Raw genomic sequence first — 26,299 nt, forward strand, 5'->3', positions numbered from 1 at the left:
TTTCTGAAGTAAATATATCAGAGAAATTGTGAGAAGAAAATAGCAGAAATTGTTTCTTAATTTACAAGTAAATGTTTTGATATCCTTGTAATTTTTTAGAATATTTTTAATTCTAAATATTTTTAAAATACGCTATTAAACTTTCTTTAGTCCTATTTATTATTGGAACCTTGTTACTTTTATTTTTATAACACAATCCTATCGTTCTTTTCGCATCATGATTTTTTATTGGAATTTGTTTCAAATTAGGTAAGCGAATATCCCTCAAATGTGGCAATATAGATACGCCTAGTCCTGAACTGATAAATGTCGCTATTGTAATTACTTCGTCACCTTCAAAACTAATTTCCGGTGTAAATTGATATACTTTTAATATTTCATCTACTTGTTGTCGTAATAATAAATTAGGTTTTAATAATATGAATTTTTCATTCATCAATTCTTCAATAGCTATTTCACTTCGTTGTCCCAATTGATGGTTTTCATGTAATGTTACATACAACTTTTCTACAATGAGTGGTTCAAAGTGCGTGTTCTTGCTCTTTTCAGAAATAGTCGTAATAATAATATCTACTTCTCCATCATCTAACATTTCTATTAAATGCTTTGCATCATTTTGAACAAGTTTTAATTGAATATTAGGATATTTCAAATTAAATGATTTCAAAAACTCTGATATATATGTCACACCAACAGAATGTAAAAATCCAATAATTAATTTACCGTTATATATATTAGTGGAATCAATGATATTGCTCTTATAAATATCCATTTCATTTACAATATTATTTGTTGTTTTTAAAAATTCCACACCATATTTGTTAAGTTTAATGGTTCTTCCGACTCTATTAAAAAGTGGGATGCCTAGTTCCGCTTCTAAGTTTTTTATCGCCCTACTTAACGTTGATTGACTTACATTTAACATTTTTGCACACTCTGACATATTTTCAGTTTGCGCTAATTGTTTAAAGTATTCAAAGTGATGCCATTCCATCTTAACAACCCCTTATGCATGTTATGCATTCATTAAATGAAAATAATGCATTTTTTATATTATTAATTACATGCTAACATAAACACATCAGATCATAAGCGGGGTTTTAACATTGGACGATTTAAAAAACAACTATGTCAAAAAAGGATCACAGGCTTATATAAAAATCATTGTTGCCCTGTTCATTTCAGGATTCACTATATTTTCTATTCTTTATAGCGTTCAACCACTCATTCCGCATTTCACAAAATCGTTTGATGTAAGTGAAACGGCTGCTAGTTTGGCACTGTCTGCAGCTACTATTACATTGGCGATTGCAATGCTATTCTTCGGCGCGATATCAGAAGTTTTGGGTCGCAAACCGATTATGATATTTTCTGTGATATCTGTGTCACTTTTAGCATTAGTACAACCTTTCATTTTAGATTTTAATACTTTTTTAATTGTACGATTGATACAAGGCATATGCTTGGCTGGTTTACCATCCATCGCCATGGCTTATATTGGCGAAGAAATTTCGCCACATAATTTACCTGAGGCAATGGGTATTTACATCAGCGGGAATGCTTTTGGTGGTGCATTTGGAAGAATATTTACCGGCTTTATTTCTAGTATTTATGGTTATCAAACAGGTCTAATTTCAATCGGTATCATTAGTGTTATTGCCGCAATTCTTTTTACATTTTTATTACCTGCATCTAACCATTTCGAAAAACAACGCTTTTCTGTAAAAGCATTATTAGTGAGTTACAGTAAACATTTGAAGAATATTAGATTATTAAAACCATTTATGATAGGTTTTTTACTTTTAGGGTGTAACATCGCAGCCTTTAACTATATCGGTTTTGTATTAGCTGATGAACCCTATCATTTGCATGATAGTGTGATTAGCTTTGTTTATTTATTATTTTTAATCGGTATGATTTCATCCATACTTAATGCAAAATTAAGAGCACAACTTGGGACTTTAAATGCTTTGAAATTTAGTATATTACTGCTCATTTTCGGTATTTGGGTCACACTTTTACCCCTGTTAGCGTTCAAAATATTAGGCCTCGCATTTAGTGTCTATGCGTTTTTTAGTGGTCATGCAATCGCAAGCGCTGTTGTGACAAGTCGTGCCGAAGATCATAAAGCACAGGCATCTAGTTTATATTTACTATTTTATTACATGGGCTCATCTGTAGGAGGCACGTTAGCAGGTATTTTCTACAGCGTTATTCAATGGCCTGGGGTAGTATTGATGATTACAGCATTCATGATTATTGCGTTCATTATATCACTTACAATTAAACGACGATAAAAATATAAGTATTCGTTTTTTACTATACTAAAAAGCTAGCTCAGAAGTTTTATTACTTCTAAACTAGCTTTTAAAATTTTGTGCTATTGTTCTATACGCTCAATTTGTGCTTCAAATTCATCAAGCAATTTTCGAGCATCGTCTGTCGTATTCGTACTCATTAATTGATGTCTTAATTCACTTGCTCCTCTAATGCCACGAACATATATTTTAAAGAATCTGCGTAACGGCTTAAACTGACGCGGTTCATTTTCAGTATATTGATCAAACAAATCAAGATGTAATCTCAATAAACCTAGAAGTTCTTCATTCGTATGGTCTCTTGGGTCTTTTTCAAAAGCATAGGGATTGTGGAAAATACCACGACCAATCATGACGCCATCAATGCCATATTTTTCTGCAAGTTCGAGCCCTGTTTTTCTATCTGGGATATCACCATTTATCGTTAACAAGGTTTCTGGCGCAATGTCGTCACGGAGCTTTTTAATTTCTCCAATTAATTCCCAATGCGCATCCACTTTGCTCATTTCTTTGCGTGTTCGAAGGTGAATAGACAGATTTGCAATATCCTGTTCGAAAACATGTGTCAGCCAATCTCTCCACTCATCAATTTCAGAGTAACCGAGTCGCGTTTTCACACTTACGGGTATTCCACCAGCTTTAGCTGCCTGAATAATTTCTGCAGCAATTTCAGGACGTTGAATTAAACCAGAGCCCTTCCCTTTAGTAGCAACGTTTGGTACTGGACATCCCATATTTAAATCAATGCCTTTAAATCCCATCTCGGCTAAGCCGATACTCATTTCACGGAAATGGTCCGGTTTGTCGCCCCAAATATGGGCAACAATAGGCTGTTCATCTTCAGTAAAAGTTAAACGTCCACGTACACTATGGACACCTTCAGGATGACAAAAGCTTTCTGTATTCGTAAATTCAGTAAAGAACACATCTGGTTTGCCTGCTTCACTGACAACATGTCGGAAAACGACATCCGTAACATCTTCCATCGGCGCTAAAACAAAAAATGGACGTGGTAATTCACGCCAAAAATTTTCTTTCATATTATATTTAAACCTTCTTATCTATTATTATCTCAATTTTTTATCCATGACGATATTACCACAAATGATCAATTTACACAAAAAGATTGTAAACAGTAAAAAGACTCCACAGATATATCTTCAGAATCCTTTTATAGATATAAATCATTCTTGCTTTGGGTATGACATGCTATACAAAAACACTTTGCACAAACGTTAATCTGTTACTCTATAGCTATAAAAACTGCTCAATAACCCAATACACAGTATAACTGCTGCAAATATTAATGCTGCATTATAATTACCTGACTCGCCAATCAATACACCTGAAAAAGCGGGTGCAATCATTTGTCCTAAACTATATATGACAGTTAATGAAGCGACTAAATTAATTTTACTAGCACTTTCAAACATCAGCGTTTGTGCTTTAGACATGAATAATGTCGTTAAGCCAAGGAATGTTGCTCCAAAAAAGAGCGAACTAATCACCAAACTCATCATGCTTTCTGAAAATACTGGCAATACCACAGCAATAATTTGTAAGATAAACGCAAAATATATTGCTTTCGCATGCCCTAGCTTGTTAGCCATCATCGACCACAAAATCGTTGAAGGGATTGCCCCCAGGCCTACAAACATCCAACTTAAAGCTGCATAATCGGCTAATTCGGGTATAGATTTAACGATGGCTACTAAGAAAGTACCCGTTATAATATATCCTGCACCTTCACAAAAATATGCTATTGAAAATCCCCAAATAAATTTTTTCTTCAATTTGACCGCTACATTATTTGTGTTATTTGATGAATAAGAAACTTCATTTTCAGTGATTGGATTTTCACGCATTCCAAATAATACAAAACTACCCATAATTAATGAAAAAAGACTAAGTACGATCCAAGTCATCTTCCACGTACCAGCACTAGTAAAGATAAAAATAAATATACTACTTGTAAAAATTCCTAAACCTACACTACTGTATAATAAACCTGAAATACCATCTTTCTTAGCTACTCTTAGCGCATCAAGTACTACATTTGATGCTAAGACAAAAACGGTACCGCTTGTTATACCAGAAATGAGGCGTAATATTGTCCAAACTGTAAAATCATCCAATAGCCCCATCATTAAGGTTGAAATGATATTTATAAATAAATAAATTTTCAAATCTGTAACTTTATTAATTATAACTAACCACATAGGTATGATAGCACCTATTAAATAACCTAAATAGTTGATTGTTGCCAATAAACCAGCACTTTGATTATCCATATGACCTGTTTGTTGCATAAATGGCATTATAGGTGTATATGCAAAACGTCCAATTGCCATCACTATAAATAAACAAACCATCCCTAATATGAGTTGTCGGTATGCGTATTGCACTTTCACCACCACTTTCTAACTATAATGGTTCCATTATACGCCTAAGCTTTAACTTTACATATATTAAATTCCAAAATATATGAATCACTTCTTCCCCCTTTTAATTTTTAAATAGTAAGTATAGAATAGATGCTATTAATATTTAGAATTTTCTTTATATTCAGATTATTTTAGGAGTGATTCATTTGGAACAACAGAACAACTTATGGAAAGATTGGAGATTACATAGCATTGTATTAGTAATAGTAATTATTTCTGAAGTAATCGGCGCACATAAAATACCTTTAGGCATAACATCTATACTCTTATTACCTGTGGTTTATGCAGTACTATTAGGCTTAGCAGTTTATTTTACGCCAATGATTAAGCACAAACAAGCTAAGCATTCTGAACCTATGGTATTCCTTTCAGTAGCACTACTGATAGCAAAATTTGGCGTAGAAGCTGGCCCAGCATTGCCTAAAATCCTTGCTGCTGGTCCAGCTTTAATACTACAAGAAATAGGTAATTTAGGTACAATTATAATTTCTTTACCCTTAGCTATCCTGCTTGGACTACGACGTGAATCTATTGGTATGACGCACTCTATAGGCAGAGAGCCAAACTTAGCATTAATTACTGAAAAATTTGGCATTGCTTCTCCAGAATGGCGAGGTGTCATGTCTATGTATATATTTGGCACTATTTTTGGTGCTATTTTTTTCAGTATATTTTCTGGTATAATCATTTCTATTTTACCATTAAGCCCCATTGCTTATGCTATGGCTACTGGTGTCGGGAGTGGTGTGATGACTGCAGCAGCTCTTGGCCCTCTTGTAGCAATGTATCCAGAACAAACAAGTACAATCACAGCATTTTCGGGTGTAAGTAATTTACTTACCTCAGTTACAGGTTTATATATCGGCATGTTGATTGCACTTCCATTAACTAGAAAATATTATAGCTTAATTATGAAAACTAAACGTAAATTTACTAAGGATGAGGAGTGATTGAGATGTGTTTAAAAATTAAGAATTGGATACTTACTTTATGTGTCGTAGGCATTATTTCTTTAATAAGTAATTGGATAGGCTATCGTGTTATGCCATTAAATGCGTTACCAGGTATCCTATCATTAATGGGCATCGCAATACTTGGTTTAATATTACGTGATATCGTCCCTTTTAATATTCCTAGTATTGCCTACATTGGATTAATTGGTTTAGTACTAACAATTCCAGTCGTACCTGGCTCATCATATATAGTAGCGTGGACTGAAAAAGTGGATTTATTATCACTAGCGACACCCGTAGTAGCTTATGCAGGTATCTCAATTGGTAACTCATGGACCGACTTTGCAAAACTCGGTTGGAAAACTGTAATTGTAGGTATTGTAGTTTTATTAAGTACTTATATTGGATCTGCTTTAGTTGCTGAAGTCGTATTACGTATACAGGGTATTGTTTAGTATTTTATATAATATTAAAAAAGGAGTAAGGCAGAAATCTAATTTTATAAAAAAGATTTCGTCGTCCCACCCCGGCATATATAATAAGAGTCTAGGACAAATCTACGATGTCCCAGACTCTTTATTTAATCGCTCAGATATTCATTATAATCAAATGTTTCAATGTTATTTGTGACAATCACACTCGTATCTAATTTTAATTTCAAATAACGACTAACTTCACAAACAGCATTTATCGATAGGCATTCAATATCATTCATTTCAAGTAAAATAAAGCGTATTTCTTCAATTTTATTATTGGTTTCAGAAACCAATTTTTCGATATGCTTAAATAATAGCGCTTGATAATTTTCACTTGGTATAGCAATAACTTTCGAATTAATCGGTTCTTTATTTTTATTTCTTAAATAGAACAATGTGTTACCTCTACTATACTGAATAATAATAAACATAATATGCTCCCCAATTTTAAAGTTATATTATTTATTATTATACTGTACACATTTTACGCAATTTATAAACAATTTACATATAATTTAAAACAATTTGTCTAAAACAAACCTGTAGGCTTTGTATCATAGCTGACTAGTAAATTTTTAGTTTGTTGATAATGCTCTAACATCATTAAATGATTTTCTCTTCCAATCCCACTCATTTTATAGCCACCAAAAGCTGCATGAGCTGGATAAGAATGATAATTATTAACCCAAACCCTACCAGCTTGAATACCCCTACCAGCACGATAAGCAATATTTTGATTTCTTGTCCAAATGCCTGCACCTAAACCGTAAATAGTATCATTTGCCATCTCTAATGCTATTTCATTATCTTTAAAAGTCGCAACAGACAATACTGGTCCAAAAATTTCTTCTTGGAAAATACGCATCTTCTGATCACCTTTGAAAATGGTAGGTTCAATATAATAACCATTTTCCAAATTATTGTCTTCTTGTCTTACATTACCTCCGACAAGTACTTCTGCGCCTTCATTTTTACCTATTTCCAAGTACTTTTTAATTTTTTCCTGTTGCTCTTCAGATGTTTGCGCTCCCACCATTGTTGTGTCATCAAGCGGGTTACCTAGCTTTATTTTATTTACTTTGTCGATACATAATTTTATAAATTCATCATAAATATCTTCATGTATAAGGGCTCTAGAAGGACATGTACAAACTTCTCCTTGGTTTAATGCGAACATAACCAGACCTTCTACTGCTTTGTCTAAAAATTCATCATCTGCATCCATAATATCTTTATAGAATATATTTGGTGATTTACCACCTAGTTCTAAAGTAACTGGTATGATATTATCGCTAGCGTTTTTCATGATTATTTTTCCAGTTGTTGTTTCACCAGTAAAAGCAACTTTATTAATGCCTTTATGCGTAGCAAGTGCTTCACCAGTTTCATTTCCGAAACCATTCACTACATTTAACAATCCTTTTGGCAATATATCTTCAATAATTTCTATAAGATGCAAAATAGAAACAGGTGTTTGTTCAGCAGGTTTAAGTACGACAGCATTGCCTGTCACTATTGCCGGAGCTATTTTCCACGTTGCCATTAGTAATGGGAAATTCCAAGGAATAATTTGCCCAATTACCCCTAACGGTTCTTTATAATGATATGCAACCGTATCATTATCTATTTGAGAAATACCACCTTCTTCTGCACGGATAACACCCGCAAAATATCTAAAATGATCTACAACTAATGGTAAGTCTGCACTTAATGTTTCTCTGACTGGCTTTCCGTTATCAAATGTTTCTATAACAGCTAAATTCTCCAAATGCGCCTCTATACGATCGGCAATATCTAATAGTAACTGAGATCTTTCAGCTAAAGATTTTTTGCCCCATTCTACTTGTGCTTTTTTCGCAGCCTCAACAGCTAAATCTACGTCCTTTTGAGTAGATCTAGGTACTTTTGTATAATTAACTCCTGTAACAGGAGATATATTATCAAAATAGTTTCCTTCTTGAGGTGCTTTCCAACTTCCATCAATGAAATTTTCGTATTGAGATTTTACTTTGTACTTTGCATCTTTCTCATCTGGATTTGCATATATCATTTAAAAACCTCCTTTTATGTAAACTATATACCCTTATTTTTTCATGTAAACGCTTAAATTATATTTTAAAAAAGACTTTTCACTCATAAGAATGAAAAGCCTAAAATAATTTTTATTTTATAATATTTATTTTTCTTCGTCTTTCTTTCTACGACGTTTTGCAAATAATAACAATGCACCTAATCCTGCAAACAATGTGCCAAATAGCGTACCATTACGGACTTCATCTTCACCAGTTTTTGGTAATTCAGATTGTTTATTCGTATTATCTTTGTCAGCAAAGTTAGCTTTATCTTCTTTAGATTCATCTATATTATTAGCTACTTGGTCATCTTGTGTATCGTCTGTTACTACGTCGTTTCCTTCTGACATTGGATTTTCTCCCGTACCTGGATTTTCTCCTGTACCTGGATTTTCTCCTGTGCCTGGATTTTCTCCTGTGCCTGGATTTTCTCCCGTGCCTGGATTTTCTCCTGTGCCTGGATTTTCTCCTGTACCTGGATTTTCTCCTGTGCCTGGATTTTCTCCTGTGCCTGGATTTTCTCCTGTGCCTGGATTTTCTCCTGTGCCTGGATTTTCTCCTGTGCCTGGATTTTCTCCTGTGCCTGGATTTTCTCCTTTAGCAATCACGGTAGTATTTGTACTTTCAGAAGTATTACCATCTTTATCTGTCGCTGTAACAGTAATGTTTTCTCCACCTTTTAAGTGTTCATTTGATGGTATATCAATTGTGTAATTGCCTTCATCATCGGCAGTGCCCGTTGCCGTTGTACCATCTGGGAACGTTACTGTTACCGTTGAGCCTGGTTCTGCTTTGCCTGTTATTTGCGTATCCCCACTTGTTACGCTGTTTACCGTCGGTGCGTCTGGTGCTGTTACATCTGTTACTGTTGTTGTCGCTTCTGATGATGTATTACCATCTTTGTCTGTTGCCGTAACTTTGATGTTTTCTCCACCTTCTAATTTCACACCTGCTGGTATTTCGATTGTGTAGTTACCTTGGTCATCAGCTGTGCCTGTTGCTGTTGTTCCGTCTGGGAACGTTACAGTCACTTCTGATCCTGGTTCTGCTGTTCCACCAATTGTTGTATCTTCACTTGTTACTTCTTTCACCGTTGGTGTTGTTGGTGCTGTTACATCCGTTACTGTTGTTGTCGCTTCTGATGATGTATTACCATCTTTGTCTGTTGCCGTAACAGTAATGTTTTCTCCACCTTCTAATTTCACACCTGCTGGTATATCGATTGTGTAGTTACCTTGGTCATCAGCTGTGCCTGTTGCTGTTGTTCCATCTGGGAACGTTACAGTGACTGTTGAACCTGCCTCTGCTTTACCTGCTACTTGTGTATCTTCACTTGTTACGCCATTTACCGTTGGTGCATCTGGCGCTGTTTTGTCTGTTACTGTTGTTGTCGTACTATCTGATGTGTTTCCATTTTCGTCCATTGCTGTAACTAATAAAGCTTCGCCACCTTTTAAATCTACTTTAGATGGTATTTCAATTGTATAGTTACCTTGTCCATCCGCTTTGCCTGAGGCTGTAGTTCCATCTGGGAATGTTACAGTCACTTCTGAACCTGGCTCTGCTTTACCTGTCACTTGTGTGTCTTCACTTGTTACACCATTTACCGTTGGAGCATCTGGCGCTGTTGCGTCTATAACAGTTTTGCTAGTTACTTCCGATGTATTTCCTGTTCCATCTTTCGCCGTTGCCGTAATAGTTTCCCCGCCTTTTAAGTCTACATCGGCCGGTATATCAATTGTGTAGTTACCTTGATCATTTACTTTACCAGTAGCTGTTATACCATCAGGGAACGTTATAGTTACTGTTGAACCTGGTTCCGCTTTACCACTGATTGTTGTATCATCACTTGAAATTTCGTTAACCGATGGTGCATCTGGTGCTGTCGCATCTGTAACAGTCGTTGTTGATGTTGATGAAATATTACCATTACTATCTGTTGTAGTTGCTTCTAATTGTTCTCCACCTTTTAAATCTACTCCCGAAGGTATATCAATTGTATAATTTCCTTGATTATCGACCTTACCTTTGGCTGTTGTATCATCAGGGAATGTTATCGTTACCGTTGAACCTACTTCCCCTTTACCAGTAATTTGTCCATCTTCACTTGTAACTGTATTAATAGTTGGTGCATTAGGTGCAGTTGTGTCTACTACAGTTGTTGTTACTTCAGCTGATGTACGTCCTCTATCATCTGTTGCGACCGCTCTTATTTCTTCTCCGCCTACTAAATCAACATTAGATGGCACACCGACAGTATAATTTCCATTGTCATCTGCTGTCGTTGTCGTAGTCACATTGCCTGGGAATGTAATTGTTACCGTATCTCCAGGATTAGCTTCACCAGTGATTTCTCTGTCTTCACTTGTAACTTTATGAATGGTAGGTGCTGCCGTTGTATCCTCTCCAGTAACTGTCGTAGATCCTGGTTGTGATGTATTGTTAGCTGCATCTACAGCTACTGCTTGAATCTTATCACCATTTCGTAAATTCACACCTTCAGGTAAAGCTGCCGTGTAGTTGCCTTGACCATCCGCTGTTACAGTTGCAGTTTGACCACCTGGGAATGTAATTGTGACTGTTGAATTTGGTTCTGCTGTTCCACTAACTTCAGTTGAATTTGTAGTCACGCCATCAACTGTAGGCGCATCAGGAGCATCCATATCACTTACAACCGTGCTAGTAGTTCCTGATTTATTACCTGCAGCATCATTAGCGCTTGCTTGCAATGTTTCTCCACCGTGAAGGTCTACACCATCTGGTATCGTCACACTATAATGTCCATTACTATCTGTTGTAGTTGTAGCCGTTACATTACCAGGGAATGTAATCGTGACTGTTGAATTTGGTTCTGCTGATCCCGATACTTGTTTATCTTTACTTGTAACTGTATTTACACTTGGTGCATCTGGTGCGGTTACGTCTGTTACTGTTATTGCACCTCTAGTCGATTTATTACCTGCTTTATCTGTCGCTATTGCAGTAAATCTTTCACCACCATCTAGTTCTACACCATCAGGAATATTAACTTGGAAGTTACCTTGACTATCCGCTGTTACAGAAGCATTGCCTCCACCAGGGAAAGAAACTGTCACAGTTGAACCTGGTTCTGCCATGCCTGTTACCTGCTTGTCCTTACTTGTAATCGTATTAAATACCGGAGCGCTTGGTGCAGTTGCATCAGTAACCGTCACCTGTTCTGAAACGCCACTAGTTTTGCCATTCAAAGTTGCTGTAGAAGTAAGTACAGTTCCTGCTTTCAATGGTGTATTCAGTTTAATCGTTGCAGCTGAACCATTTGCCGGAATTGTCACCGTACCAATAACATTATTATTACTATCTTTAACAGTAACTGTAGCGCCAGCTGTACCATTCACCGCTATTTGGGTATCATTATCATCTACTGGATTAATAGAGGGTGCAGGTACTTTGGTTTGATCTATGATTTTGAATGTATTTACTTCATCGTTATCATAATTTGGAGAATCAATTGCGATTGTATACGTACCTTCAGCTGATTTAGGGATTGAAACAGAGAATGTACCATCCGTATTAACTGTAGCAGTACCAATTGTTACACCATTTGAATTGATGACTTTAGCCGTTTGTTGTGCTGCTCCCGTTTTTAATGGTACAGATCCTGTAACCACGGTATCATTAGTAGTTACATCCGCTGCTGTAGGTTTACCTACTAAAGGAGAAGTCTTGTAATTTATAACTTCGTCTCCATCATTTTTACCATCACCATCTGTATCAGTAATTTCAGGATCAGAAAGGGAAACTTGACGTTCATATCTATCTAATAAACCATCTTTATCATAGTCTTGTAGCGCTAGTGTTGAAGTGCCTAATGTATTATTGATAAGTAAACTATTACTATCTGTTAAATAACCTGCAAATGTGAAATCTTCTTTTTGTTTTGTTGTTTCTGAAATCAAATTACCTTGTGCATCATATTGAGCATCTTTAGTTAGAATATTATTTACACTTTGATTTAATTTAACTACAATTCTAATCCCTACTGTTTCAGGTAAGGCATTATTAAATTCAATCAGTTTATTAAGATTATCGCTTGTAATCGAACCGTTTCCTATTGAATCTAACGTCAAATCCGCAACTTTGTTTGAAGGATCATAAGTTTTATCAAAACCACTTAATCCTTTGTAATCGTATTGATGCAATTCAACACTTTCGATATAAGGCAATAAGTCTTTATCAATTTGATAATTGTAAGACCATTGTTTGCCCTTTGCTTTACTATATGTGAATATACCATTCTTCATAATTTGTTGATCAATGATAAACCCACCATATTTTCCAGCAGCGTCATCATATACTGCCGATCCACTGCTCGCTTTGAAGACATTATTATTTTCAGGTGATACATTATTTTCTAGTTTAACTAGATCATCATCGGCAGCAGTTAAGAAATAGCCACTACTTTCAGAAGTTTTAACAATTTTGTTTCCAGTAGAATCACGTACAAACATTTGATAGTTTAATTTATTATTACTTAAACTTCCAGCTTCTTTTAATATGTTAGCCACAGTATCATCGAGTTCTATTTTTCCGTTTGTCGCAGTATATTGTGATAATATTTCTGCCCCACCAAACAAACCATCATTTGCTCTGATAAAGTTAATTTCCCATGTGTTTGTAAGTTTTCCATTGTCATCTGTTAGACGAATAAATTCGACTGGTTTGGTGCTTCCTGCAGGATTAACAGAAATTTTCGTAACATGTTGCGCTAAAATTGGATCTAATTTCAAATCAATTTTGTATCTATTCCCAGAGTTTGAGCCTGACATATAACTATGAATATCAAATGGAATTGTTTTACCATTTAAAGTCGTTGTATTATCTAATGTCCCTGGATCAAAAATAAGTGAAGAAAAAGTATAATTATCTAAATAGCCTAATGATTTTTGAACCTCTTCACTTTGTATTGCTGCTGCTCTTAATGCTGTTGGCGTAGCCATTGAACGAAACATTGTACGTACAGGTGTCGCTAATGTTTCAGCACTTTTTTGATTGTTAACTAATTGCACTAATGAAGCTTTTAATATTTCTGTATTAATTTCATCATCAGTTGCAGTGTTATAATCAATTTTTGCATTTTGCATAATTTTCTGTGTTTCAGAATCTGATAACTTACTATTTAAAAATGATTTTACTGCTGCTTTTTTATTTTTTGAGGTCGACAATGTTGTTTCTAAATCAGATATTTTATTTTGCTTAGCTTTTGCAGTTGTTGTCTTTTGTTTATTTTGAGCTTCTTTTGTTGTTTGTTTTTGAGCAACATTACTTTTAGCATCTGAAGTTACTTTTTTGGTTGTTGATTCATTTTTTTTATTTTTAGTTGATGTTGCTTTATTTTTTGTATTTGTTTGTTGTTTTGTTGACTGTTTTTGTGGTACAGTTTCTTTTTTAGGTTGCTCAACTGTTTTATTAGAATGACTTGGTTGTTCTGTTTGTTTAGTAGTGTTTGTAGATTTTGCTTTATTAGTTGGCTCTTTTTGAGTTGCTTCCTTTTTAGCTGTCTCTTTCGTTGTAGGCGCATCTGTACGTGATTCTTTTGATGTATCTACATTATTTGATTTTGAGTCTTTAGGTGTTTCTTTGGTCGTTTCTGTTGTGTTGTTTGGCTCTTGTGTAGGTTCTTGTGGTGTTTCAGTCGTTACTGAGTTGCTTGATTTTGGTTCATTTGTACTTTCTGTTGTAGTACCTTGGTCTGCTGGCGCTTGCTCTGTTTTCGCGTCATCTGTTGCTTCAGTCGTTTTATTAGCTGAATTTTCAGAATTATTATTAGCTACATTATTGTCGTCTACTTTAGTTTCAGAATTCGTTTCATTTGTAGTATTTTCTTCGACGCTTTTAATATCATTGATATCTAATGCTTCGCCTTTATCTTTAGTATTAGCATTATCACTTGTTATTGAGTCTAATTCATCTGCTTGGGCTTCATTGCCTATCCCCATAACTAATGTTGCCCCGATTAATAATGATGCTGTTCCAACTGTAAATTTTCTAATTGAGTATTTGTTCAATCTGTTAGGCAAAAAGCCTTGTCTGTTTTTCATAATTTTACCACCTCAAAAATAATTTATCACAACTCTATATTACACAATCGAATAATTAATGCAAGAAGTATTTCACGTTACATATAATTAGTTTTAAAATCATGCACAACCATTGTGTAAAAGGAGCTCTTTTTAAATGTTCTATTATTTAAAACATCAAACATTTCATCAAATTTAATTTAATTCTTGTCATTAGTTTTAACATTGAGAAATACTTATTTTAAAGAAAAATTTGGAGGAGTTAATGAAATATTTTGTATAAATGCACTAAGTAGTCTCAAAATCAAAACAATCTATACTTTAAAATATTTTTATCATTATTAAGTCATTGAAGTTATTATTCGAAGTATGCTATTTGAAAAATTATCGTTTCATTACCGAATTAAATTCCTTTGCTCAAATAGAAAAAATAGGTTTAATTACTAAATACACTTTTATTCTAAATATAAAACATTCGCTATGTAAAGTGTTTTGGCAATGTTCTACTATTAAAAAAATTAAGAAAAATAGCACATTAATCTATATTGCTTCTTTTAAACGATAGTTTATAAGTACTTATGATTAAGTAGTTATATACTTTAAAATTGACAATGACCTATAATCGTAATAAATTTAACTTGTATTTAAAATAGTTACATATAGAAAGAAGGCATTCCTTCATGAACATATTACTAACAGGTGCAACCGGAAATTTAGGTACACAAATAACTAATCAAGCCATTAACGAACGCGTTCATAATTTTAGCATTGGAATTCGAAACATAAACAAAGTACCACATGCTTGGAGATCATCTCTTGAAATAAATAAAATGGATTATTTTAATAAGGACAGTATGGTTAAAGCCTTCAAAAATAAAGATTTAATTATATTTATTCCAAGCATTATTCATCCATCTTTTAAGCGACTGCCAGAAGTAGAAAATTTAATTGAAGCTGCTGAAGAAGCTCATGTTTCACACGTCATGTTTATCGGTTATTATGCAGATCAAAATAATAACCCGTTCCATATGAGCCCTTACTTTGGTTATGCAGAAAGAAGGCTCGCTATTAGCGACTTAAATTACACTTATGTAAGGATGGCAATGTATATGGATCCGCTTGTTGATTATCTACCAGAATTACAACAAATGGGAAAACTGATATACCCAGTAGGAAACGGTAAAATTAATTATATTTCTAGAAAAGATATCGCTAAAGGTATTATTTCAATTATACAATCACCTAAAAATCTAGGTAAACGTTATTTATTATCTGGTTACTCTTATACTATGACAGAACTAGCTGAAATTTTATCACATGTTGCAAACTCAGAAATCAAATATGAACCAATTTCGCTAGAAGCTTTTGGAAATATGTATGATGAACCAAAAGGATTCGGTCCTTTACTTGCTTCTATGTATAAAGCGGGAGAAATGGGATTGCTAAACCAAGATAGTAATGATTTTGAAATACTTACCGGTAAAAAACCAGAGACTTTTGAAAGTTATTTAATTAACAATTATAAAGATGCCTAATCATGCACTAGAAACAAATAACACTATAAGCCAAACATGATTACTTAATAAAAATATTTTTCAAGGTTGTTGATATCATAAAAAAACACTTCGTATCCATTCATTTTAGTATGAATGCTACGAAAGTGTTTTTTATTTTTTTCTCAATATTTGAGAAAAAGTTTAATCTTACCTAAAGATATGCTATCAATTATAAATTATTCAATTCTAATTCAGTATTACTTGCTTGACGAATTTGTTTTAATAAAGCAAAGTCTTCAATCAATGATTGACCATAAGATGGAATAATTTCTTTAAGTTTTGGTTCCCACTGTTTCAGTTGCTCAGGGAAGTTTTTCTCAAGAACTTCTAAAGCTACAGAAACGGATGTAGATGCACCTGGTGATTCACCTAATAATGCAATTACAGAATGGTCTTTAGAATTTACAACTTCTGTACCAAATTGAATAAATCCACGACCGTGTTCTTTTGTATCTTTAATAACTTGAACACGTTTACCAGCTTGTAAGATATCCCAATCTTCATCCTTAGCATCAGGTACAAAGCGACGTAATTCTTTCATACGGTCTTCTTTTTTAGCTAACACTTCTTGAACAGAATATTTAATTAATGGGAAATTCTTCGCAGCTGCTGATAACATCGTAATCACATTGCTTGGATTAATAGATCTAAATAAATCTAAGTTAGAACCATTTTTCAAGAATTTAGGGCCAATGGCTGCGAATGGTCCAAATAATAATGAATTTTCATCTTGAATATAACGTCTATCTAAGTGAGGTACAGTCATTGGAGGTGTACCCTCAGGTTCTTTACCATAAGCTTTAACTTCATGTTTAGCTACAACTTCAGGATTATTACATACTAAGAATTCTCCAGTAATTGGGAAACCACCTAAATGTTTACTTTCAGGAATACCTGTTTTTTGTAGTAATGGGATAGCTGCACCGCCTGCTCCAATAAACAGATAATCAGTAATATGGTGTTCTACTTTTTTAGTTTTAAGGTCTTTGACTTTAACTTCCCATTTGCCATCTTTACGACGACTAAAATCTTGCACTTCATGACGATAGAAAAGTTCAGCATTTTCATGTTCGCTTAAGTTTTTAGCCATTTTTCTAGTAAGCTCACCGAAGTTCACGTCTGTACCTTCGTCAATTTTACTAGCTGCGACCGTTTCATTTGGGTCACGGCCTTCCATCATAAGTGGCATCCATTCTCTTAACTTCTCATGATTTTCTGTAAATTCGATACCTTTAAACATTGATAGAGGCGCTAGCGCTTCATAACGTCTTTTCAAGAAGTTAACGTTTTTATCGCCTTGCACAAAACTAATGTGTGGTAAAGGTCTTATGAAAGCTTGCGGGTTTTGAATCTGTTTGCTTTTTACCAAATGAGACCAAAATTGTTTTGAAATCTCAAATTGTTCATTAATTTCTTTAGCTTTTTCAACATCAATTGAGCCATCTTTTTGTTCTACTGTATAGTTCAATTCGCATAATGCGGCATGTCCAGTACCAGCATTATGACGCTCATTAGAGCTCTCAATTGCAGGTTTGTCGAGTCTTTCAAATAATTTAATATTCCAATCTGGCGCAAGTTCTTTTAATAATGTACCGAATGTTGTACTTAACACACCAGCACCGATTAAAATAACGTCTTTAGAGTTTGATTCACTCATTATTTTTCCACCTTTCGCATTCACTTTTCAATTAATCATTTACAATAATTTATAGTTATATGCATATCCATATGATAATTATTTAACGTCTAATATATTCATACCCTATATCACTAATCATTATCATAAATTTTTCTCGATAAATATCTCTCATAAACCATGATAAATCAACTGTCTCAAAATGTAAAATATATATTACAAGATTATAAATTTCTATATTATTTATGTAGGCACATAATTAAATAGTAAAATTATGCCTCTATAATGATATTATCAATTAAACGCGCTTTACTAAATTTCACAGCAAGCGAAATAAAAATACTGCCATCAATAACATGTTGCTCAATAAGTTCTGGATAACTATAGATTGCAACTGTTTCTATCGTGCCACTTGTATATTGTTCTAAATACGCATGTGTCGCTGCAATAATTTTGGCACTGTTACGTTCTCCTTGTACATAAAGTGATTGCGCTAAACACAAACTTTTATACAGATGAACAGCTTCTAGTCGCTCATCATCAGTAAGATAAATATTACGTGAGCTTTTTGCTAGTCCGTCCGCTTCTCTAACGATATCAACGCCTTTAATTTCAACTGAATGGTTAAAATCTTCCACCATTTTTTTCACTATCGCCAATTGTTGTGCATCTTTTTTACCAAAATATGCTGTACTAGGTCTTACGATATTAAATAATTTATTAACAACTGTTACAACACCATCAAAATGTCCAGGCCGTTCAGCACCTTCCAAAACGGATGCAAGACGACCTGCTTTTACTTCTATCGTAGGTAACTCTGGGTACATTTCTTTTTCAGTTGGGTGGAAAATGTAGTCCACACCCACAGAATCCGCTTTTAAGGTATCGCTTTTAATATCACGCGGGTATGAATCTAAGTCTTCATGTGGTCCAAATTGTAACGGATTGACAAAAATACTTATTATAGTGACATCATTTTCTTTTGCAGATAATGACATCATCTTTAAATGCCCGTCGTGTAGTGCACCCATTGTAGGTATAAACCCAATGGAACGATGCTGGTCATGAAGTGCTTTCGTAATGTTCTTCATTTCATCTATCGTTGTAATTAATTTCGTCATTCTGAAACCTCATTCATAATTTGTTTTTTATATGTGTGCGCGTCACTTGGAAATTGGTGGGCTTTTACTTCATTGTTATATTGTTTTAATGCATCGATGCCCACAGAAAAATCACCAAATTGCTTTACAAACTTTGCTTTGTGTTCTACTCCATAGTTTAATAAATCGTGGTAGACCAAGACTTGCCCATCTATACCTTTACCTGCGCCTATGCCAATCACCGGAATATCTAACCTATCTGATATTTCTGACGCTAAGTCACTCGGTACCGCTTCAAGTACTAACATCACTGCACCAGCTTGTTGAACAGCATATGCATCTTCTATAAGCTGTAATGCTGCTTCTTTATTACCAGCTTGCATTTTATATCCCATAATGCCAACACTTTGAGGTGTTAAACCCAAATGTGACACCACTGGAATGCCCAGATTAGCACAATTTTTAATATATTGAGTTAAATGTGCACCCTCTGCTTTGATTGCATTAGCATCTGTTTCTTTGTATAATTTCACAGCGATTTCCAAATCATACTGATCATTTACCCCAACTGCTCCAAATGGTACATCTACTACTACATATGTCTTTGGTGCTCCTCTTCTAACTGCTTTAGCATGATGAATCATATCTGCCACAGTAACCTGAACCGTACTATCATAACCTAGTACGGTCATGCCCAAGGAATCACCAACCAAAATGATATCTATATCGGCTGCTTCAACTTGTTTTGCACTTGGATAGTCATATGCTGTAACCATAGAAATTTTTTCCTTATTATCTTTTAAGGCTGATAACTGACTTAATGTTTTCAATTAAAATCAACTCCACAATTTGGTATATTTATATTATTATCCATATATTAACCAATCTTTTTAGAAAAGGGAATAAATAATATGCACAATGTCGCAATTATAGGTCCAGGTGCAGTGGGCAGTACCATTGCATTTGATTTAAACAACACGCCACTAGAAATACGATTACTCGGTCGTCGAACAGAAACGCTTGACTACTATGCAAATAATGACACTAATCACCCACACCAGCTAAATGTTCTCTCACTTACTGAATATTATGAAACTGTAGATGTCTTATTTATTACTGTCAAGATACCTCACCTTGACACAGTTTTAAAAACATATAAACATTTACTCCATGAAAATACACTGATTATATTAGCACAAAATGGTTATGGGCAATTATCAAAATTTGAGCACCCTCATGTTTATCAAGCAGTCGTATATATTAGTGGTCAAAGAACAGGTCATACCATCACGCATTATCGTGATCATAAACTAATAGTACAAAACAAACATCATACTCAAAGGTTACGTAACATTTTATCAAATTCGCCTCTAGAATTAACACTTACTCATGATATAGACCAGGCCATTTGGTATAAATTACTTGTAAACTTAGCGATTAATAGCGTTACAGCTTTAAGTCGTTCAACTGCTGCCGTATTAGAGGTTCCAGGTATTAAAACGCTGTGCAGACAATTACTTTTAGAAGGTATTACTATAGCAAAAGCTGAAGGCATCATCTTTGAGCCAACTATTGTAAGTGACATACTTAAAATTTATGATGGATACCCCGCTGAAATGGGCACAAGTATGTATTACGATATTATCGATAGTAGACCATTAGAAATTGATGGAATTCAAGGGTACTTATATCGTAAAGCCCGAGAACATCAGTTAGCTACACCTATTTTAGATACAATATATCCACTATTACTTGCCCAACAAAAATAAAGAACACACATGTGAATAATTAAATAAAAAAACGAGACACAACTAAAGTATACATTGTTGTGTCTCGCGCTATTGCTATGCGCTTTATTACTAAAAGGTAAAATAAAATTTTAAATTAATGGTTAAATTCTTTTTTGAAAATAAGTACCAACAACATAATGATTATCGATGCTATTGCCGCTGTTACAAATACCGGCATATACGCTAAATGTGTTGCATCTACGATTCCCTTAGTAATTGCGTGTTTCATAGAATCGTTTGAAATATGATGCACTTGATCCAAAATTTCAGTCATATTTCCTGAACCATGTTGCATAGATTTCACCAGTGAATGCGGCATATCTGACATATTATAATGAGCTGCATCTAAATTACTTTTAATTTTACTTCCCATATGGCTATAACCAAATTGTATAAACGTTGAAAATAACGTTGGTGCAATCGTAATACCAACTTGTCTTGATACAGAAAGCGTTCCAATAACCGTACTATTGTTCTTACTTGAGTCTGCAGAGCGTGTTGCTAACACTGTCATTGGTGCACCAATTGTAAACCCAAACCCAAGGCCAGCAATAATTGAAAAAGTAAAGAACGCTATTGCTTCATAAATAAAGAACGCTAACCCTCCAAATCCAGCAATACTTATAATACTTGCCATGATTAATGCAAAAATCGGTCCTTTTTTATCTACTATTTTACCGCCCATAGAAGCGCCAACGCCTGAAGCTAATGCAAGTGGTGTCATCCAATAACCACTATTTGCTGCACTGACGTGAAGTACATTTTCCACAAAAGATGGTATGAAAATAATAGAACCAATAAGCATCCCTGATAAAATACCCATCATCAACGTGATGGAAAAAGCAGGTTTTCTTAATAAATAAAATGGCAAGAATGAATCCACATCCGTTGCTTCATTTCTATATTCAATTAATATCATCATGCCGTAACCAATAATAGCTAAAATAAATAAACCAATGACTGACAAGCTGAGTATACTTTCAGATATGTGCCCTGTTTGAATATTATTGATTGAGAACATCATTAGTAATGTAGAAAGTGAAAATACTGATATAGCGTATTTATCAATTTTTGATTTCACTTTTTCCTGAGTTTCAGGCATTTTTATAACCATAAATATAATAATCATAATCGCGACAGGCACATTAATTAAAAATAGCCAGTGCCACGTCCCACTAACATTGATTAGCAGACTACCAATATTGGGCCCCAATACTGATGCAATACCATTCATTGCGCCAAGTCCACCCAACATACTACCATGCCTTTCTTTTTTATATGTAGAAATGATGTGGGAACTTGCGATTACAAACAAACCACCACCACCAAATGATTGAATTAAACGGGCGATAATAAAAAATGTATAATTAGGACTCAAAGCGACAAGTAATGAACCTAACCCAAATAAAATGACTTCTACAATAAATACCTTTTTACGACCATACATATCGGCTAATTTCCCAGCTATCGGCGTCGTAACTGCCATCCCCAATGTATAAATCGTAATTCCCCAAGAACCCATTTGAGCTGTAATTTCAAACGATTGATTAATCGTAGTTAAAGCTGCGCTAATGATACCATTATCGAGTGCTGCCATGAATACGCCTATAAGCAAAAACAGAGCTACAATATCGAACTTTGTCTTTTTCATATACTTTCCTTCTTTCTACCATATGTTCAAGATGATTTGCTTTAATGTTATTTAACATCACTGATATGAACTAAATGTGAACACCAGTACTTATTTTTAAAATTTGTTCATATAGTGTTCATAAAAGGGCTTTATATTATATTTATCAATAAATTGGAGGTAAAATTTTATGAAAAAACTAATGTACAGTTCAGCATTTTATACTTTGTTAGGCCTACTGAGTGGACTATTCTATCGTGAGATGTCCAAAGCAGAAAACTTTAGCGGGTACTCACAATTGAATGTGACACATACGCATTTATTAGTATTAGGTACGATAATGTTCTTGATATTTATGGTTATCGAATATCAGTTAACACTAACAGCACACAAACAATTATTTAACTACTTTTTTTATATTTTCCATTTAGGCGTTTTAGTTACAGTAGCAATGCAATTTATAAATGGTATTGCTGCTATGAAAGATTTCAGTGTTAGCCCTGCGATAGCTGGTATTGCTGGGTTAGGTCATATCATGATTACCATTGCTTTTATATTGTTCTTTGTATTACTGAATAAAAGAATAAATGCGAATAATACAAACAGATTATAACCTATAAGTTAAGCTGCTAAAGCTGTAAAGCCAAAGCAGCTTTTTTAATGTGAAGAAATAAGAATAATACCTAACATAACTATAAATAGATATAACCACAGATCAAAGTTGCGATTCATTGTTCGCTGCTTACAATACTTGCCAATCACTACTGAAATAAGTAATAACGGACACGCCAAAAAAAATAAAGGTAGTGTTTCATTTGTCCATATGTTTCCTGTACCTTGACCAATAACTACTAAAATCGCTGTGAGTAAAAAATGCGCTTGGATTGTACTACTTAAAGTTTTTATAGGTAAACCAGTCATCGTTCCATAAATCACTACTGGAACACCATGGGAATTATAAAGACTTCCTAATATCCCAGAAATTATTCCGGTTAAGCCAGTCCAAATGCTTGATTTTAAAATGATTACATCATGATTTTTAATAAAAACTTTTATTCCAAAGGCATAAATACCATATAAAATTAGAAATATACCAAGTAACAATTGAACTAAACTTGTATTTACAAAATGTAAAATCCAAATTCCTAACGGCACACCTACAAGGCTTCCTACTAACAGCACAACCAACATCTTATAATCGATACTTTTATAATCTAAAAATATATTGAAACTTGCTACTAAAATGCCAGCTAAACCAATAACAGAAATTGAGGTATGTATATCTAAACCTATGAGCGTTAACAATGGCATACTCACTAATGCTTCTCCAAAGCCAAAATAAGTTCTGACTAGACCACCTAAAAATATCGCGAATAAAATTAATACGTAAAATATATCCATAAACATATCATCCAATCATTAAGCATTGTCATGCACAAGGCGCACCTTTTATAATTTTATTTCAATATAAAATATAACATTATTTATTAAAACAATGTTATATTCATTTAATTTTTTAATGATTATATAAATGGCCAACGTTCACAACACTTTGAACATTGGCCATTTAGCTTTTATTAATATATTTTAATTTTTCTCATATACGTTGCCATTTTCCAAATATATTCTAAAGGTCCTAATTTAAAATATTTGAGCCATATGCTACTCATAAATAGCTGAATAACATAGATACTTAAACAAATCCATAAAGTATCAACATATGTCCATTTTATTCCACTAAACAATGTAATAACTAGATAAATCATCAACGTTTGGCAAATATAGTTTGTTAGCGCCATTCTTCCATAGTATTTTAAAGGACATAACAATATTCGTACCCAAGAAACATTTAACAATAAAATAAGACAAGATACATAAAATAAACTCATGAATGGTGAAAAAATAGTGATTAAATGATTATAATGATTAACAATTTCAACTTTATTATTAATTGCTGTTTCTGTATTTAATGGTGACAGTTCATAATGTGCTTCAGCATATACTTTTTCTAGCAAATACCAACCAAATGCTGAAATAATTCCCGAAATAACTGCAATAGCCGTCCATAATTTTTTATGCGTATTGAATCTAAATATCACACCAAATTGAGCAGTGGTTAAGCCTAAGATAAAATAAGGTAGTGGAATCAAAATTTTCGCATCAAGATATAAGACAATAATCAACAATATCGTTCCAATAATTAAGTTTAAAAATTTATGGAATTTAAAGAATGGTATTAATATCAATCCGAAGATTGAATATATAAACAATGCTTCTCCAGGCTGTAGTTGCATATGCAAAAAGCCAAATATTCCTAAAACTAAAATACGACGTAGGTAAAGATAATATTTATTTTCCAATTTATCTTCTGCTCTTTGCATAAAAATATAAAACCCAATACCAAACAAGTATGAAAATATGGAAAAAAACTTACTTTCTATAAAGAAATCTAAGAACTTCTTGTAAGTTATGTCGCTAGATAATTCAGGGAGCCCCAACTGTATAATGCTTATACTATTTACTAAAATAATGCCTAACAAAGCAAAACCTCTTAAAAAATCTAATGTTTCAATTCTTTTGCTTATTTTATTCACATCGATTTGCCTCTTTCTAATTATATTTTTATATAATTTTAGCAATGAAACAAAAAATACTCCTGTTTACGAAATGAATATGATATGACAATTTTGTCATACAAAAAACGAAAACATGAAACCCTTTATTTGTAGATTTCACATTTCCGCTTCCACTCTATATTTTGCACTTTCAAAAGCCTGTATCGGTGTAACACCAAGCCTTAAAAAAATAGATTTTCTATTTGTAATCTATAACCATGGAAATGATTGTCATTTCATCGCCTTGATTAATATAACTGTGCGCTATATCAGACTTAAATCTTAACGCATCGCCTTTCCCTAAAGTAAGGACTTCATGTTCTAAATGCATTTCCAATTGGCCTTCCACAATGATGATCGACTCTTCTGAACCTGTTAAATGTGGTTCAGATTCTAGCATTGCACCTGAATCTAACTCAACATAAAAAAATTCAAAAGATTTACTTTTTTCAAATGGAAAATAAGGATAAACACGATATTTACCTGCATCTTCAGTTACCGGTACGACATCCTCTTTATTAACCTGAACATAATTAGATTCTGCTTCACTCATTAAACTACTGAATGACAATTTCAGACCATTACTGATTTTCCAAACTGTGTTAATAGATGGAATTGTATTGCCTTTCTCAATTTCATTGAGCGAAGACGTACTTACACCAGTAAGTTTCGAGAGTTTTTCTAAGCTAATTTTATTTTTCTTTCTATATAAATATATATTTTTAGCTACAATTTTATGAAATTCCAATATGAGTGCTCCTTTTCCAGTTGACTTTCCTTTAAAACGGATATAAAATCCTTTTAAAAGGAAATATCCTATTCAGAGGAATTTTATTACTTGTATTTCCATGATAATGGATAAAGCTAGGAGAATGCAATTTGTTTATATCATTTATTATTTATACATTTTTCATGAGTTACACGCCAGGGCCAAATAATTTATTAGCATTAGATGGTGCATTACGTAGAGGTATGAAAGCTACGATTCATTTTTTATTAGGTATCGGATTGGGATTTCTAACTCTATCCATGTTGTGCTTAATTTTTAGTGAGTATATGACAATTTATTTTGAAAATTTCATTTTTATTATTAAACTTATCGGTTTCTTTTATCTCTTATATTTAGCTTATTCTGTTTTTAAGCATGATGATAAAGATGAAAAGCACAGAAACACTTACCGCTTAAGAGATGGGCTCTATTTGCAATATATGAATCCCAAAACAATTGTATACGTACTTACAGCTATCGTCACTTATGTGACCACGCAAAACATGAATTTCTTCACGTCTATGAACTATACTATCGTCATTGCTTTAATTGGTGTGTCAGGTGCTGTAACTTGGGCAGTGATGGGGCTTTGTTTTAAGAAACTGTTATTAAAATATAATACGGCATATAAGATTTCAATGTCTGCGTGCTTAGTCTTATTAGCTCTTATGATGGTACTAGAATAACTAAAACGACTTAGAATTTAGTCTTTATTATTTAGATTTCAAAAACGAATAAATAAAATCAAAAGCAAGACTTTGTTGGCAGTTTTTTTATGCACGCTTTCCGCGGGCACTGCCTTAGCCTGTAGTCTTCGGCTAGTGCTATTCCCGCAGGAGTCGGCATAAATCACTGCCAATATTACACAAAAAATATTATAA

The 26,299-nt window shown here is 33.6% G+C and carries 20 protein-coding genes; 7 read left to right on the top strand and 13 right to left on the bottom strand.

The genetic code is table 11. The features are described 5' to 3' along the window. Nucleotides 1–112 precede the first annotated feature (112 nt). Nucleotides 113–994, bottom strand: a complete 882-nt coding sequence (locus BTJ66_RS05780) for a LysR family transcriptional regulator (protein WP_099090024.1) — start codon at nucleotides 992–994, stop codon at nucleotides 113–115. 94 nt (nucleotides 995–1,088) lie between these two features. Here BTJ66_RS05780 and BTJ66_RS05785 point away from each other — a divergent pair, with 94 nt between their 5' ends. Beyond that, nucleotides 1,089–2,297 carry an MFS transporter gene (locus BTJ66_RS05785; RefSeq protein ID WP_153043323.1) on the top strand — a complete coding sequence of 403 codons (1,209 nt, stop codon included), beginning with the start codon at nucleotides 1,089–1,091 and terminating at the stop codon, nucleotides 2,295–2,297. 83 nt (nucleotides 2,298–2,380) lie between these two features. On the opposite strand, the gene BTJ66_RS05790 is transcribed toward BTJ66_RS05785, so the two are convergent. Both BTJ66_RS05790 and BTJ66_RS05795 read right to left on the bottom strand, forming a co-directional pair. Beyond that, nucleotides 2,381–3,358: a tRNA dihydrouridine synthase gene (locus tag BTJ66_RS05790; protein ID WP_099090026.1), complete on the bottom strand. Its 978-nt coding sequence runs from the start codon at nucleotides 3,356–3,358 to the stop codon at nucleotides 2,381–2,383. Nucleotides 3,359–3,553: 195 nt separating this feature from the next. Beyond that, nucleotides 3,554–4,690: a YbfB/YjiJ family MFS transporter gene (locus BTJ66_RS05795; protein ID WP_193433015.1), complete on the bottom strand. Its 1,137-nt coding sequence runs from the start codon at nucleotides 4,688–4,690 to the stop codon at nucleotides 3,554–3,556. Between the two features lie 218 nt (nucleotides 4,691–4,908). Between BTJ66_RS05795 and BTJ66_RS05800 the strand changes: the two genes are divergently transcribed. Together BTJ66_RS05800 and BTJ66_RS05805 are read left to right on the top strand one after the other, a co-directional pair. Continuing rightward, nucleotides 4,909–5,712 carry a DUF3100 domain-containing protein gene (locus BTJ66_RS05800; RefSeq protein WP_099090028.1) on the top strand — a complete coding sequence of 268 codons (804 nt, stop codon included), beginning with the start codon at nucleotides 4,909–4,911 and terminating at the stop codon, nucleotides 5,710–5,712. A 5-nt stretch (nucleotides 5,713–5,717) separates the two neighbouring features. Continuing rightward, nucleotides 5,718–6,170, top strand: coding sequence for a hypothetical protein (locus tag BTJ66_RS05805; RefSeq protein WP_099090029.1), 453 nt, complete (start codon nucleotides 5,718–5,720; stop codon nucleotides 6,168–6,170). 125 nt (nucleotides 6,171–6,295) lie between these two features. On the opposite strand, the gene BTJ66_RS05810 is transcribed toward BTJ66_RS05805, so the two are convergent. The 3 genes from BTJ66_RS05810 to BTJ66_RS05820 form a co-directional block, all read right to left on the bottom strand. Continuing rightward, on the bottom strand, nucleotides 6,296–6,622 hold the full coding sequence (locus BTJ66_RS05810) for a hypothetical protein (RefSeq protein WP_099090030.1): 327 nt from the start codon (nucleotides 6,620–6,622) through the stop codon (nucleotides 6,296–6,298). Nucleotides 6,623–6,720: 98 nt separating this feature from the next. Beyond that, nucleotides 6,721–8,241 carry an acetaldehyde dehydrogenase ExaC gene (exaC, locus tag BTJ66_RS05815; RefSeq protein ID WP_099090031.1) on the bottom strand — a complete coding sequence of 507 codons (1,521 nt, stop codon included), beginning with the start codon at nucleotides 8,239–8,241 and terminating at the stop codon, nucleotides 6,721–6,723. Between the two features lie 126 nt (nucleotides 8,242–8,367). Beyond that, a complete protein-coding gene (locus BTJ66_RS05820) occupies nucleotides 8,368–14,343 on the bottom strand; it encodes an Ig-like domain-containing protein (protein WP_099090032.1) in 5,976 nt (1,991 codons plus the stop codon). A gap of 659 nt (nucleotides 14,344–15,002) precedes the next feature. Here BTJ66_RS05820 and BTJ66_RS05825 point away from each other — a divergent pair. Continuing rightward, complete coding sequence (locus BTJ66_RS05825) at nucleotides 15,003–15,857, top strand: SDR family oxidoreductase (RefSeq protein WP_099090033.1); 855 nt, start codon at nucleotides 15,003–15,005, stop codon at nucleotides 15,855–15,857. 190 nt (nucleotides 15,858–16,047) lie between these two features. On the opposite strand, the gene mqo is transcribed toward BTJ66_RS05825, so the two are convergent. The 3 genes from mqo to panB form a co-directional block, all read right to left on the bottom strand. Continuing rightward, a complete protein-coding gene (mqo, locus tag BTJ66_RS05830; RefSeq protein WP_099090034.1) occupies nucleotides 16,048–17,535 on the bottom strand; it encodes a malate dehydrogenase (quinone) in 1,488 nt (495 codons plus the stop codon). 251 nt (nucleotides 17,536–17,786) lie between these two features. Beyond that, nucleotides 17,787–18,635, bottom strand: coding sequence for a pantoate--beta-alanine ligase (gene panC / locus BTJ66_RS05835; RefSeq protein WP_099090035.1), 849 nt, complete (start codon nucleotides 18,633–18,635; stop codon nucleotides 17,787–17,789). Beyond that, nucleotides 18,632–19,444 (bottom strand): 3-methyl-2-oxobutanoate hydroxymethyltransferase, encoded by an 813-nt coding sequence (gene panB / locus BTJ66_RS05840; RefSeq protein WP_099090036.1) that lies wholly within the window; start codon nucleotides 19,442–19,444, stop codon nucleotides 18,632–18,634. The genes panC and panB overlap by 4 nt, the downstream gene beginning before the upstream one ends. Nucleotides 19,445–19,525: 81 nt before the next feature. Between panB and BTJ66_RS05845 the strand changes: the two genes are divergently transcribed. Continuing rightward, a complete protein-coding gene (locus BTJ66_RS05845) occupies nucleotides 19,526–20,383 on the top strand; it encodes an oxidoreductase (protein ID WP_099090037.1) in 858 nt (285 codons plus the stop codon). A 115-nt stretch (nucleotides 20,384–20,498) separates the two neighbouring features. On the opposite strand, the gene BTJ66_RS05850 is transcribed toward BTJ66_RS05845, so the two are convergent. Further along, nucleotides 20,499–22,055 (bottom strand): MFS transporter, encoded by a 1,557-nt coding sequence (locus BTJ66_RS05850; protein ID WP_099090038.1) that lies wholly within the window; start codon nucleotides 22,053–22,055, stop codon nucleotides 20,499–20,501. Nucleotides 22,056–22,224: 169 nt separating this feature from the next. Here BTJ66_RS05850 and BTJ66_RS05855 point away from each other — a divergent pair, with 169 nt between their 5' ends. After that, nucleotides 22,225–22,647, top strand: a complete 423-nt coding sequence (locus BTJ66_RS05855) for a DUF2871 domain-containing protein (RefSeq protein ID WP_099090039.1) — start codon at nucleotides 22,225–22,227, stop codon at nucleotides 22,645–22,647. Nucleotides 22,648–22,691: 44 nt separating this feature from the next. Here the strand turns inward: BTJ66_RS05855 and BTJ66_RS05860 are convergent, their stop codons facing one another. The 3 genes from BTJ66_RS05860 to BTJ66_RS05870 form a co-directional block, all read right to left on the bottom strand. Beyond that, nucleotides 22,692–23,441, bottom strand: coding sequence for a sulfite exporter TauE/SafE family protein (locus tag BTJ66_RS05860; protein ID WP_238597598.1), 750 nt, complete (start codon nucleotides 23,439–23,441; stop codon nucleotides 22,692–22,694). Nucleotides 23,442–23,611: 170 nt separating this feature from the next. Continuing rightward, nucleotides 23,612–24,628, bottom strand: a complete 1,017-nt coding sequence (locus BTJ66_RS05865) for a DUF418 domain-containing protein (protein ID WP_099090041.1) — start codon at nucleotides 24,626–24,628, stop codon at nucleotides 23,612–23,614. A 220-nt stretch (nucleotides 24,629–24,848) separates the two neighbouring features. Beyond that, nucleotides 24,849–25,397: a helix-turn-helix domain-containing protein gene (locus BTJ66_RS05870; RefSeq protein WP_099090042.1), complete on the bottom strand. Its 549-nt coding sequence runs from the start codon at nucleotides 25,395–25,397 to the stop codon at nucleotides 24,849–24,851. 131 nt (nucleotides 25,398–25,528) lie between these two features. Between BTJ66_RS05870 and BTJ66_RS05875 the strand changes: the two genes are divergently transcribed. Further along, entirely contained in the window at nucleotides 25,529–26,104 is a 576-nt protein-coding gene (locus tag BTJ66_RS05875; RefSeq protein WP_099090043.1) for a LysE family transporter, read from the top strand. Nucleotides 26,105–26,299: the final 195 nt, after the last annotated feature.

The organism is Staphylococcus edaphicus (assembly GCF_002614725.1).
GTDB lineage: Bacteria > Bacillota > Bacilli > Staphylococcales > Staphylococcaceae > Staphylococcus > Staphylococcus edaphicus.